Here is a 12,778-nt window from a genome sequence, read left to right as displayed (position 1 = left end):
CGCCATGGCAGCTTATATCGGCACCCCGACCTCGCGCATCGACGGCCACGCCAAAGTGACCGGCGCGGCGAAATACGCCGCCGAGTTCAATGCGCCCGGCCTCGCTCACGCCAGCCTCGTGACCTCGACCATCACCAAGGGGCGCATCGCCAAGATCGACGCCAGCGAGGCCATGCGCGTCGCCGGCGTGATCGACGTCATCACCCACAAGAACCGTCCGACGATGGCGAGCCGCGACAAAGCCTACAAGGACGATGTGGCCGCCGAGGGCTCGCCCTATCGGCCGCTCTATGACGATGAGATCAAGTTCAACGGGCAGCCCGTCGCCGTAGTGGTGGCGGCGGATGCCGATATTGCGCGCTTCGCCGCCTCGCTGGTGCGCGTCGAATATATCGAAGACCCCTTTGTCACCGATCTGCTCGAGCAGCGCGACACGGCGCATGAAGTCGAGCGGCCGTCGCGGCCGCGGGGCGACGCCGAGGCGGCTTTCGCCGCGGCCGAAGTGCGCCACGAAGCCGACTATTTCATCCCGACCGAGTATCACAACCCGATGGAGCTGTTCGCCACCACCGTCACCTGGGAAGGCGACGGCAAGCTGACCGTCTACGACAAGACGCAGGGCGTGCAGAATGTGCAGCGCTATCTCGTCAGCGTCTTCGGCATGAAGCCGGACGATTTGAAGGTGGTGTCGCCCTATGTCGGCGGCGCGTTCGGCTCGGGCCTGCGGCCGCAATTTCAGGTGGCGCTGGCGGTGATCGCGGCGCGGGCGCTCGAGCGCTCGGTGCGCCTCGTGCTGACGCGCCCGCAAATGTACGGGCTCAGCTACCGCCCGGCGACCATCGAGCATCTGGCGCTCGGGGCGAAGGCGCTCGGTCCGCTGGAGGCCGTCATGCACGAGGCCATCGCCCAGACCTCCGAATATGAGGACTTCAACCGCAACGACGTCGCCTGGGCGGACCAGCTCTATAAATGCGGCAATACCCGCTACAGTCACAAGCTGGCCAAGCTCGACGTCTCAACGCCGAGCGACATGCGCGCCCCTGGCGCCGCCTCCGGCGTCTACGCGCTCGAATGCGCCATGGACGAGCTGGCCGTCGCGCTGAAGATGGACCCGTTGCAGCTCCGCTTCGTCACCTATTCGGACCGCGAGCAAAATGCCGACCGACCCTATAGCAGCAAGAAGCTGCGCGAATGCTACCGCCAGGGCGCGGCGGCTTTCGGCTGGGAGAAGCGGAACCCCGAGCCGCGCTCGATGCGCGACGGCAGCGAACTGGTGGGATGGGGCATGGCGACGGGCGTCTGGGAAGCGCTGCAAATGCCGCTCACCGTCCGCATCGTGATGACGGCCAACGGACATGCCGAAGTCAGTTCCGCCACCTCCGACATCGGCACCGGCACCTATACCATCATGGCCCAGGTCGCCGCCGACATGCTCGGCCTGCCGATCGATAATGTCAGCATCAAGCTCGGCGATTCGACCCTGTCGGAATCCCCGGTCGAGGGCGGGTCATGGCTTGCGGCCTCGGTCGCCAACTCCATCGCCACGACCGCCGAGGCCATCCGCAAGACGCTGCTCGGCGTGACCAAGACAATGCCGGATTCGCCGCTCGCGGACGCCAAGCCGAAGGACGTCATGCTCGCGGACGGCAAGATCGTCAGCAAGAAGGACGCCTCGCGCGCGATCCCGATCGCCGATGTGATGCGCGCCGGCAAGCTGGACCGCATCGACCAGAAAGCCGCCGCGCCGGTCAAGGACGACGGCAAATATGCGCGCAACACCCATTCGGCGGTCTTCGTCGAGGTGAGGGTGGACGAGCAGATCGGCGTCATCCGTGTCACGCGGGTGGTCAGTGCGGCCGCGGCGGGGCGCATCCTCAACACCAAGACGGCGCATAGCCAGCTCCTGGGCGGGGTGGTCTGGGGCATCGGCATGGCGCTGCACGAGGAGACGCTGACCGATCACCGCTTCGGCCGCATCATGAACGCCAATCTGGGCGAGTATCATATGCCGGTGAATGCCGACATTTACGACATCAACTGCTTCTTCGTCGACGAGCCGGACGCCACCATCAACCCGATGGGCATCAAGGGCGTCGGCGAGATCGGCATTGTCGGCGTCGCGGCGGCCATCGCCAATGCCGTCTATCACGCCACGGGAAAGCGTGTCCGCGACCTGCCGATCACCATCGACAAGCTGCGCCGTGACTAGCCGGGCGCGCCGATATCGATGACGAGCTTGCCGGTGGCCGAGCGCGCCCTGATGGCGTCATAAGCCTGCTCGACGGTTTGCAAGGTGAAACGGCGGGGATCGAGCTGCGGCACGATCCCGCCGGCTTCGACCAGGCGGGTCGCTTCGCGCATGATCTCGCCAAAGTGCTCGCGGCCCTCGCCGGTCAGCAGCGGCAGCAGGGTGAAGACGCCGGAATAGGTCGCGGCGCGGAAGGAGAGCGGGGCGAGCGCGTGCGTGCCCCAGCCGAGGCAGCTCACCACATGGCCGAAGCGGCGCACCGCCTGGAACGAGGCATCCAGCACCGCCCCGCCGACCGTGTCGTAGACGATGTCGAACCCTCGCCCGCCAGTATGCTCGTCGACATAATCCGCGACCATCCTGGCGCGATCGATCGCGCTGGCACCGAGGCGCGCGAGGAAGCCCGCCTTCTCGGCGGAATCGACGGCGAAGACCTTCGCCCCCAAGGCGCGCGCAAGCTGCACCGCTATATGGCCGACGCCGCCCGCGCCGCCCTGCACCAGCACCGTCTGGCCAGCCTGGACGCCCGCGCGGTCGACCAGCCCTTCCCACGCGGTGATGAAGGACAAAGGCAGCGCCGCCGCCTCGCGCCAGCCGATCGCGTCCGGTTTGGCCGCCAGCAGGCGGGCATCCACCGCGGCGAATGCCGCCAACGAACCTTGCAGGCCGCCGACGCCGCCGGTCATCCCGTAGACCGCATCGCCGGCCTTGAAGCCGGTCACGCCGGGGCCCACCGCTTCGACGATCCCCGCCATGTCGATGCCCAGCACGGCCGGTGCGGGCTGCTTGGCGTGGGCCGCCGCCCCGGCCTGGATCTTGAGGTCCAGCGGATTGACACCGCTGGTTCTGATCCTGACCAGCACCTGTCCCGCCTCCGCTTGCGGGCGGGGAAATGGCGCCAGCCGCAGAGGCGCCCCATAGGCCTCCAGCAGTGCCGCCTGCATCAATTCATCGCTAAGCATAATGACCCTCGATGCTGCCCTTCAGATCGCGTTTTTAGACTGGTTTGCGAACCAATGTTACTGCACGATTTCCATTCCGTTTGGATGGGTGCGCGATGGAATCGAGCGATTTCCGGATTTTCCTCGCCATTGCCCGGGAAGGCACTCTCGGCGCGGCAGCGCGGAAATTGTGCCAGCCGACCATGGGGCGGCGTCTGCGGCGCTGGAGCGGGCGGTCGGCCAGACGCTGTTTCAGCGCACCGGAAAAGGCTTGGTACTGACCGACGAAGGCGCGGCGGTGCTGGCCAATGCCGAGCGGATCGAGGAGGAGGCGCTGGCCTTCGAGCGCCAGCTCGGCGCGCGACCAGGCTGAGCTTTATCGCACAAGACTTTGTTTTTAAGAGACAAAACGTCGCAGCCAAAGGCTCACGCCGCATTGCAGCAAGATTGCCCTAAACGCTGCAAATCCGGACAAGCGCCCTGCCCCACTCCCTCCCTTATCCCGGTGACGACAGGGCTAGCTATTCCGCCGGCGCAAGCCGAGCATCGCGGGGCTTCGGCCGCGCCAAATTGCCCAAAGTGATCGTCTTCCAAAGCAGGTGACGCCCCTGGCGCCCCTGCCGGTGCCATGTTGGAGCTGACTGATGGGCCTCGTCCGGTTTGCATTGCGCTATCCGCACACATTCTACGTGATGGCGCTAGCGATGCTGTTCATGGGCATCAGCTCCATCCTGAACACGCCGAAGGACATCTTTCCCAGCATCAACATCCCCGTCGTCACCATCATCTGGCAGGAGACCGGCCTCACCCCGAAAGAGATGGACGCCCGCGTCACCACCTACAGCCAATATGCCATCAGCGCCAACGTCAACGACATCAAGAACATGGAGGCGCAGACCTTTTCGGGCATCTCCGTCATCAAGGTGTATTTCCAGCCCAATGTGAATATCGATCTGGCCATCACCCAGATCGTCTCGGCGAGCAACGCCATCCGGGCGCTGCTGCCGCCCGGCATCCAGCCGCCGATCGTGGTGCAGTTCAACGCCTCCAGCGTGCCGGTGCTCCAGCTCAGCCTCACCTCCGACCGGATGAACGAGCAGCAGCTCTATGATTACGGCATCTACCGGCTGCGCCAGGCGCTGGCGCCGATCCAGGGCATCACGCTGCCGACGCCCTATGGCGGCAAATACCGCCAGATCATGGTGGATCTCGATCCGGCCGCGCTCCGCGCCAACGGCATCTCGCCGAGCGACGTCGTCAACGCGGTCAACGCGCAAAGCCTGACGCTGCCATCGGGCGACGTGAAGATCGGCGACAAGCAGTACATCGTCAGCGTCAACACATCGGCGCCGACCATCGATGCGCTCAACCAGATGCCGGTGCGTCAGGTCGGGCCGACCACGGTCAAGCTGAGCGACGTGGCGCATGTGCGCGACGGCTGGGCGGTGCAGCAGAACATCGTCCGCTCGGAGGGGCGCCGCGCGGTGCTGCTGACCATCATCAAGAACGGCGACGCCTCGACGCTCGACGTCGTCAACCGTGTCAAGGCCGCTCTGCCCGAGATCAAGGCCGCCGCGCCGCCGGGTATGAATATCGACCTGTTGTTCGACCAGTCCGTCTTCGTCCAGCAAGCCATCGACAGCGTTCTCAGCGAAGGCGCCATCGCCGCCGGCCTGACCGCGCTGATGATCCTTTTGTTCCTCGGCTCCTGGCGCTCGACTCTGATCGTCATGGTGTCGATCCCGCTCTCCATCCTGACCTCGCTCGCCGTGCTCTCGGCGCTCGGCCAGACCATCAACACCATGACGCTCGGAGGACTGGCGCTGGCCGTCGGTATCCTGGTCGACGATTCCACCGTCGCCATCGAGAACACCTACCGGCTGTTCGAGGAGAAGATGCCGTTCGACCAGGCGGTGCTGAACGGCTCGGCCGGCATCGCACTGCCCACGCTGGTTTCGACGCTCGCCATCTGCAGCGTCTTCGTTTCGGTATTCTTCCTGCAAGGGGCGGCGCGCTATCTGTTCACCCCGCTCGGACTCGCCGTGGTCTTTGCGATGCTGGCGTCCTACACGATCTCGCGAACGCTGACGCCGATCATCATCCGCCTCTTGCTGCGCGGCGAGCAGGCCGCCCACGATGCCGGCCAGACCAGTGTGATGAGCCGGTTCCACGACCGCTTCAACCGCGCCTTCGACCGCTTCCGCGATGGCTATGGCTGGGTGCTGTCGGGGCTGCTGCGCCGGCACATCATCATGCCGCTGGTGGCAGCCTGCGTCATCGCCGGGGCGGTGGCCATGGCCTACACGGTCGGCACCGATTTCTTCCCGCAGGTCGATGGCGGGCTGATCCAGCTCCACGTCCGGGCGCCGGCGCGGACCCGGATCGAGACCACCGAGGCGATTTTCCAGAAGGTCGAGGACAAGATCCGCACGCAGATCCCCAAGAAGGATCTCGGCCTGATCCTGGACAATATCGGCCTTCCCGCCCGGACCTATAACCTTGCCTTCACCGACGGCACCACCATCGGCGTCAATGACGGGCAGATCCTGATTTCGCTGAAGGAGGGCCACCGGCCGACGGCCGAATATGTCAAGCGGCTCCGGCGCGAGCTGACCAAGGCGTTCCCGGACCTGATCTTCTATTTTCAGCCGGCGGACCTCGTCACCCAGATCCTGAATTTCGGCGTGCCGTCCCAGCTCGACATCCAGATCGTCGGCTATGACGCGGAAGGCAATAAGAAGCTCGCCAAGCAGCTCCAGCAGAAGATGGCGGCGGTTCCCGGCCTCGTCGACGTGCATCTGCAGCAGGAGCTCGACGCGCCCTCGCTTTATTACAATATCGACCGCTTGCGCGCCCAGCAGCTCGGCCTGAACGTCAACGCCGTGGTCAGCGACCTCAATACGAGCCTGAGCTCGTCCGAACAGGTCTCGCCGAATTTCTGGACCGATCCGGCCAATGGCACGCCGTATTATCTCGCGGTGCAGACGCCCGAATACCGGATCAGCAGCCTCGACGAGCTCAACAACACGCCGCTCGCCAGCACCACGCCCGATGCCTCCTCGCCGATCCCGATTCCCAATCCCTTGAGCAATGTCGCCACGATGGAACGGCGCCCGGTGCAGTCGGTCTACAATCAGTCGAACATCCAGCAAGTCTACGACGTCTATGCCAGCACCCAGGACAGCGATCTGGGCGCCGTCGCCAAATCGGTGAACCAGATCGTTGCCGAGTTGCAGCCGCAATTGAAGCCGGGCAACCGCTTCGTCGTGCGCGGACAGATCGAGAGCATGAACCTCGCCTTCGCCGAGCTGACCATCGGCCTGATCTTCGCGGCGGTCTTCGTCTACCTGCTGATGGTGGTGAACTTCCAGAGCTTCCTCGACCCGCTCGCGGTGATCCTGGCGCTTCCGGGAGCCGGCGCCGGCATTCTGCTGATGCTGTTGGTCACCGGCACCGCGCTCAGCGTCCCATCGCTGATGGGGGCGATCATGTCGATCGGCGTCGCCTCGGCCAATTCGATCCTGCTCGTCTCCTTCGCCCGCGAATTGCGCCAGCAAGGGGCGAGCGCCTTCGATGCCGCCCTGCAGGCCGGACGCACCAGAATCCGCCCCGTCCTAATGACGGCGGGCGCCATGATCGTCGGCATGATCCCGATGGCGCTCGGCGCTCCCGGCGAGGAGCAGAACGCGGTTCTCGCCCGGGCGGTGATCGGCGGCGTCATCGTCGGCACGATCACGACCTTGCTCTTCGTCCCCTATCTCTACTCGCTCATCGGCCGGTTCGAAGCCAAGCCGCCCGAGGAGATCGGCGATTTACCTGAAGGACAGACAACATGAACCGCGACGCTCCCGGCCCGGAATCGGGTCAGCCCCCTCAAGCCGGAACGGATGAGACCGCGAAGGCCGACCGCGACCGGAAGGCGCAATCCGAGGCGGCGCAGCATGCGAAGACCGAGAATGGGCAGACAGCGCAATCGGGCAACGGCCAGAACGGCAACGCGCCTATGGTGGAACCCGAGCCCGCGCCGCCGCCGAAGGGCGTCGTCCGCGGCGTCGGCCTCTTCGCGCTGTTGGCGCTGGCCCTGGCGGTCGGCTACGGCGTCTGGGGCAAAATGGAGCGCAGCGCCGCAGCCGTCGACACGCAGCAACAGCAGCAGGCGGCCGTGCCGATCGTGCGCACCAGCGCCGTGGAATCGGTCACCGCTCCGCGCACCTTCTCCCTGCCGGGCACCACCCAGGCCTTCGACAGCGCCGTCATCTTCGCCCGCGCGACCGGCTATGTCTCCAAGCGCGTCGTCGATATCGGCAGCAAGGTGAAGGCGGGCGACACGCTGGCCATCATCGCCGCCCCGGACCTCGACCAGCAACTGATCCAAGCGCGGGCGCAGGTCGTCCAGCTCCAGGCCACCATCGATCAGGCGCAGGCCAATCTTGAGCTCGCCGACGTCACCAACAAGCGCACCGCCAAGCTCGTGACCGAGGGCTGGAACACCAAGCAGCAGGGTGATGTCGACCGGCTGACCTATCGGGCCCAGGAAGCGGCGCTCAGCGTCGCCCAGGCCAATCTCAAGGTACAGCAGGCCGCCGTCGCACGGCTGGAGGAACTGACCAAGTTCGAAAATGTCGTCGCGCCCTTCGACGGCGTGGTGACGAGCCGCCAGATCGACACCGGCAGCCTGGTCACGGCGGACATCTCGTCGGGCACCTCGATGTTCACCATGGACCGCACCAATGTCCTGCGCGTGCTGGTCTATGTGCCGCAGGACGCCGTCTTCAACATCAAGGATGGCGACGAGGCCGAGGTGACCGTCCCCGAACAGCCGGGCCGGATCTTCAAGGGCAAGATCGCCCGCAATGCCGGATCGCTGCAGGCGGGCACGCGCACGCTGCTGACCGAAGTCGACATCGACAATGCCGATGACGCGCTGCGGGCCGGCGTCTATTGCACCGTCAAACTGTCTGTGCCGCGCCTGCGGCCGACCATCATCATCCCGTCGCAGGCGGTGATCTTCGACGAGAAGGGCCTCAGTGCGGCCGTCTTCGACGATGGCGTGGCGCGGCTGCGATCGTTGGACGTACTCCGGGACGATGGCGCCAAGCTCGAGATCCGCGCCGGGCTCAATCCTGGGGACACCATCATTCTGTCGCCGCCCGTCGGCATTCGCGACGGCATGCGGGTGGAAGCGGCCCCGGCCGAGGGCGCTCCGGCCGAGAAGGTCGCTTCGGAGGCCAAATAGCCTCGCTTGCCCTCGTTTTTTTGTCGCGACGCTCGGCGCAGCTTGGCCCGCTTCGGCAGGGGTGGTGCCGCCGAAATGCCCGTTTTTGGACGGTCGACAGGAATTGCGCAGCATCGAGCCAATGACAGCAAGATCGCTGAAGACCTGCGGTTTCCGCACCCCACATTTCATATAACCGGAGACGGTGACGGCCTGAATCAGCAGCTCAAATGCGCCCGCGGCAGGCGCTCCGGACTCCAGAATGAACCCAACTGAGATGCGACAAGCATCCCTAAGGAGAGTGTGGTGTTGAAAAGAGTGATGATCGTGCTGGCCTGCCTGGCCTTGAGCACTGGACTTCAGACCGACGCGTTCGCTCATGGCGGCGGCGGCTTTCACGGCGGCCGCGGATTCCATGGCCATGGCTTCCGCAATTTTGGCGGTGGCGACGGCTTCGGCTTCTACGACGATTATTGGGGCTACGACGATTGCTACCGCGTCCCTGGCCACCGTTACGTCTGCTATTGATCGAATCCACCGAGCGGGGCTCTGGTCCCGCTCGGACCCCTTTCCGGCTAACGCCTTCAGCCTCTTGGCAAAAAGTTCCGACCGGCAGCGAAATCTTAGGTATAGGCCCGTCACACCCTTGTGCAATCGAGCCGCGCGCCTGCCAACCCCATCTCAAAACCTTGGATCATGAAGGACCGCGATTAGCGCAGGTCATCAGGCCCGAGGATAGTCAGCATGTTCGACCCGCATTCAGACGCGATGTCTCAAGCCGATTTCGGCCCGGAACCCCACCAGCCCCTGGCTGCCGACCCGATCTGGGAGAAGGCCGCCAATCCGCAATTGCCGCAGACGCGCGCCGCCGGCTCGATGCGCACCGTCGAGATCCGCCCGTCCGATCTGGTCGAGCGCCGCGTGGTCGCCGGCCAGGGATTTGCGGCGGAGATCGTCCAGTCCAGCGGCCGCAGGCGCATCGAGCGCCGCTTCCATGCGCCGCTTCACCTGCTCGTTCTATGTGAGCGCGGCGCCCGCGATGACGGCGAAACCTGCCTCGATGGGCTCGCTCCGTCAAAATTGCGCGACCAGGGCGGCAAGCTCACCTTCGTCCCCGCCGGCCATCATTATTACGAATGGCAGCAGCCCCGCACGCCGGTCCAGCTCACCTATTTCTATTTCGATCCCGCCAACTTGCGGGGCCTTGCCGATTTCGACGCCGACGAGGTCCTTGTCCCGCGCCTGTTCTTCGAGGACCGGGCGCTATGGGAGACGGCGCTGAAGCTGAAGCGGCTGATCGAGAATCCGACGCCGGAAGAGCGGCCCTATTTCGAAGCGCTCGGCACCGTGCTCGCGCATGAGCTCATTCGCCTCGGACGCGAGGCCCGGCAGGGCGAAGGCCCCGTCAAGGGCGGGCTCGCCGCCTGGCAGCAGCGCGTCGCCGCCGCCTATATCGAGGAACATCTGGCCGAGCCGATCCCGCTGCTGACGCTGGCGCGGCTGGTTCGCCTCAGCCCGCATTATTTCTGCCGCGCCTTCAAGCAATCCTTCGGCGTGCCGCCCCACCGTTACCACAGCACCCGGCGCGTCGAACACGCCAAGGCGCTGCTGGCCGACCCGGCCATCACGGTGACCGAGATCGGCTTGCGGCTTGGCTTCAGCGAGACCAGTTCCTTCAGCGCCGCCTTCCGCCGCGCCACCGGCCAGACCCCGACGGCCTATCACCGGAGCCTGGGCTGAGGAGACCGCCGCCGCCTCCCCTCCGATGTCATTCCCGCTTTCGCGGGTATGGCAAAAGGGTTAGAGGCCGCTGTTCGGTCCCTCACCAAACCACGCGCAATCCGAGATTGCCGCCATAGGCTTCGCGCTCATCCTCACCGAGGCCGGTGAGGTAGTCGGCGGTGCCGTAGAGGCTGACGCCGCCGCCGAGGGCGACCGACAGACCGCCGCCGACTTCGAAGGCGGGAGCCTGGCTGTCCGCGACGATGGCGTCGCTGTCGAACGTGACCTTGCTGCGCGAGGCAAAATCCTTCCAGAAATTGATCTCGACATGCGGGCGCACCAGCAGTCCGGCGAAGCCGAAGCCGCCGCTGAGCCGTGAGCCGATGCGGCCGGTCCAGCCGTCGGACGGACTGAAGCCGATGCGCGCGAACGGGTCCGAAGTGTCGTCGAGCGAAAGATCCTGCCAGATGACTTGCGCCTGCGGCTCCAGCACCCAGCCGAAGCCGACGCCGACCGGATAGCCGCCTTCCAGGCTGAACAGCCCGCCGCTGCCATCGGTGCCGATGCCGAAATTGCGGCGGGAATGGGCGTCGGCGTCCAATGCGGTCGCCATGCCGACGGCTTCGACATACCAGCCCGGCTGTCCCATCTGGGTCCAATAGCCGCCGAAACTGTTGCCGGTCAGCTTGACGTCGCCCGCATCGACATCGCGGCGGGCGAGCGCGTCGCCATTGACATCACCGCGCAGCCGCGCCTGACCGGCGAGGAAACCGGCGCGCGCCAAGCCCGCCTGTCCGAGATCCCAGCGGGCGAGATCGTGGCCGGCCTGAAACCCGGCGATGGTGCCGTCAAAGCGCGGATCGACCGTGCCGGACCAGCTCTGCCTGCTGCGCTCGCCAAAGATCCGCCCCCAGCTTGCGCGGCCGGACGGGTCGTCCCCAGCCAGGAATTGATCGCCGCGCCGCTCGTGGAAGGTGCCGACGGCCGAACGGGTCAGCTCGCGCGCGAGCGCGGACAGTGCGGAATAGACGGGGACTTCGAGCCGGTAGAGCGGGATCGCCTCGCCGCCGCCGCGCGGCAGGAACGGCGTGCCGGGCGCGGCGATCGGACCGGCGACGAGGGAGGAGCGCAAATACCAGTTCTGGCCGGTGCCGGGCGTGACGCCGCCCTTGAACAGGAAATATTCGAGCGCCCCGGCGGCGACGGGCCGGTTCAAGGAAAAAGCGCCGTTCGCCGTCGTCGCGCCGCCGATGGCCTCGACCACCTCGATGCCGTCGACCACGGTCGGTGCCCCGCCGCCGCCGCGATTGACGATGGTCAGCCGCGTCCAGCCCGTCGCCGTGCCTTGCGAAATCACCAGCCGGTCGGAGGGCGCGCCGTCTCCCGCCAGCACCGTGTCGAGCACCAGCGTGCCGCCCGCGCCGATATAATTGCCGAAGACGGTGAAGCGGTCGCCGCCGCCGCCGCCGGCATTGGTCAGGTTGATGCTGCCCGCATTGGTCAGCACGGCGATTTGTCCGGCGATGAACGGCGCGACGCCCGCATCGAAGCCGCCGCCGAACATGGTGCTGCTGCCATCGACGGCCATCACGCCGGTGCCGGTGCCGGCATCGCCGAGCACGGCGTTGCCGGTAAGCGTCCAGACCGAATCGCGGGTGAGCGCGATGGATTCCCAATTGATGAAGCGCCCCGCGCCGGCGGCGCTGCTGTTGTCGAGGACGAGCGTGTCGGCCTCGGTGCCGCCATCGATGACCGGCGTCGCGGAGGTCTCGGCCAGGCTCAGATTGCGCAGCGTGGCACGGTCATTGTCGCCGGCCATGAGGATGGCGCCGTTGATGATGCCGCCATCCACCCAGAGCAGCACGTCGTTGCCGGTGCTCATGCGGATTTCGCCGGCGATGCGGCCGCCGGAAATGGCGACCAGATCGGTGCCGCCGCTGACGCTGAGATTGCCGCCGATCAAGCCGCCGGACAGGCCGATCGTGTCATTGCCGAAGCCGGTGACGAGATTGCCGAGGATGGTGCCGCCCGACATGTTGAAGACGTTGTTGGCCAGGTTCATGTCGACGCGGCCGATGGTGCCGCCGGTCATCACGGCGGCGTCGCCGTCCTCGAAGGCGCCGACAATGGTGCCGCCGGACATCAAGAACACGTCGAGCCCGTCGCCCTGGAACAGCGAGGCGATCTGGCCGCCGGTCATGATGAAGCTGTCGATGCCGGCGCCTTGCGTGACGCTGCCGAGAATGGTCCCGGCGCTGATCTCGATACTGTCCGCGCCGTCGCCCGTATCGACGGTGCCGGTGATGCTGCCGGAATGCATCTCGACGCGGTCATTGCCATTGCCGAACAGCACGTTGCCCGCGATGGTGCCGGTACCGAGCGCCGGGAAGATCAGCGTGTTGTTGCCCTGGAGGTCTGTGAGCGAGCCGCTGACGCCGCTCGAGCAGGTGAAGACGTCATTGCCCGGCGTCGGGATGAGCACGCATTGCGCCCTTGCCTCGCCGCAGGTGAGCAGCAGCGCGAGGAAAGCGAGCCCGGCCCAGCGCCGTCTGCCCCTGGAAGCAAACGCATTGCGCCCTGTCATGCCAAGCCTCATCCATGATCGCGAACCGAAGGCCGCCCGCACCGCCTAGGCGAGTCGGCTGGCGCAGG

At 66.1% G+C, this 12,778-nt stretch carries 7 protein-coding genes and 1 pseudogene; 6 read left to right on the top strand and 2 right to left on the bottom strand.

The features are described 5' to 3' along the window. Window positions 1-4 precede the first annotated feature (4 nt). Window positions 5-2,209: a xanthine dehydrogenase family protein molybdopterin-binding subunit gene (locus BLEFHOIH_RS24870; RefSeq protein ID WP_088348759.1), complete on the top strand. Its 2,205-nt coding sequence runs from the start codon at window positions 5-7 to the stop codon at window positions 2,207-2,209. Here BLEFHOIH_RS24870 and BLEFHOIH_RS24865 read toward each other — a convergent pair. Then, window positions 2,206-3,192 carry a zinc-dependent alcohol dehydrogenase family protein gene (locus tag BLEFHOIH_RS24865; protein WP_088348809.1) on the bottom strand — a complete coding sequence of 329 codons (987 nt, stop codon included), beginning with the start codon at window positions 3,190-3,192 and terminating at the stop codon, window positions 2,206-2,208. The genes BLEFHOIH_RS24870 and BLEFHOIH_RS24865 overlap by 4 nt on opposite strands. A gap of 113 nt (window positions 3,193-3,305) precedes the next feature. On the opposite strand from BLEFHOIH_RS24865, the pseudogene BLEFHOIH_RS24860 reads away from it, so the two are divergent. From BLEFHOIH_RS24860 to BLEFHOIH_RS24840, 5 genes and pseudogenes are all read left to right on the top strand, one after another. Continuing rightward, window positions 3,306-3,553: pseudogene (locus BLEFHOIH_RS24860) on the top strand (LysR family transcriptional regulator); the annotation flags it as partial. 280 nt (window positions 3,554-3,833) lie between these two features. Continuing rightward, window positions 3,834-7,025, top strand: a complete 3,192-nt coding sequence (locus BLEFHOIH_RS24855) for an efflux RND transporter permease subunit (protein WP_088348758.1) — start codon at window positions 3,834-3,836, stop codon at window positions 7,023-7,025. Next, on the top strand, window positions 7,022-8,425 hold the full coding sequence (locus BLEFHOIH_RS24850; protein WP_088348757.1) for an efflux RND transporter periplasmic adaptor subunit: 1,404 nt from the start codon (window positions 7,022-7,024) through the stop codon (window positions 8,423-8,425). Before BLEFHOIH_RS24855 ends, BLEFHOIH_RS24850 begins: the two co-directional genes overlap by 4 nt. A gap of 285 nt (window positions 8,426-8,710) precedes the next feature. After that, window positions 8,711-8,932 (top strand): hypothetical protein, encoded by a 222-nt coding sequence (locus tag BLEFHOIH_RS24845; RefSeq protein ID WP_125461886.1) that lies wholly within the window; start codon window positions 8,711-8,713, stop codon window positions 8,930-8,932. A gap of 216 nt (window positions 8,933-9,148) precedes the next feature. Next, window positions 9,149-10,144 (top strand): AraC family transcriptional regulator, encoded by a 996-nt coding sequence (locus BLEFHOIH_RS24840; protein WP_088348755.1) that lies wholly within the window; start codon window positions 9,149-9,151, stop codon window positions 10,142-10,144. A gap of 82 nt (window positions 10,145-10,226) precedes the next feature. Here BLEFHOIH_RS24840 and BLEFHOIH_RS24835 read toward each other — a convergent pair whose 3' ends face one another. Then, the gene (locus BLEFHOIH_RS24835; RefSeq protein WP_125461885.1) at window positions 10,227-12,710 is read right to left on the bottom strand and encodes an autotransporter outer membrane beta-barrel domain-containing protein; all 2,484 of its coding nucleotides are present in this window, start codon (window positions 12,708-12,710) and stop codon (window positions 10,227-10,229) included. Between the last annotated feature and the right edge of the window lie 68 nt (window positions 12,711-12,778).

The sequence above is a fragment of the Rhodomicrobium sp. R_RK_3 genome (genome assembly GCF_002198715.1).
Lineage (GTDB): Bacteria > Pseudomonadota > Alphaproteobacteria > Rhizobiales > Rhodomicrobiaceae > R-RK-3.
Note: the sequence above shows the minus strand (reverse complement) of the source record. Positions and strands in the feature narration are given on the sequence as shown.

Excerpts from the sequence above, each read along its gene's own strand:
- BLEFHOIH_RS24855 (WP_088348758.1), top strand. The coding sequence starts at position 3,834 with ATGGGCCTCGTCCGGTTTGCATTGCGCTATCCGCACACATTCTACGTG.
- BLEFHOIH_RS24835 (WP_125461885.1), bottom strand. The coding sequence starts at position 12,710 with ATGACAGGGCGCAATGCGTTTGCTTCCAGGGGCAGACGGCGCTGGGCC.
- BLEFHOIH_RS24865 (WP_088348809.1), bottom strand. The coding sequence starts at position 3,192 with ATGCAGGCGGCACTGCTGGAGGCCTATGGGGCGCCTCTGCGGCTGGCG.
- BLEFHOIH_RS24850 (WP_088348757.1), top strand. The coding sequence starts at position 7,022 with ATGAACCGCGACGCTCCCGGCCCGGAATCGGGTCAGCCCCCTCAAGCC.
- BLEFHOIH_RS24870 (WP_088348759.1), top strand. The coding sequence starts at position 5 with ATGGCAGCTTATATCGGCACCCCGACCTCGCGCATCGACGGCCACGCC.
- BLEFHOIH_RS24840 (WP_088348755.1), top strand. The coding sequence starts at position 9,149 with ATGTTCGACCCGCATTCAGACGCGATGTCTCAAGCCGATTTCGGCCCG.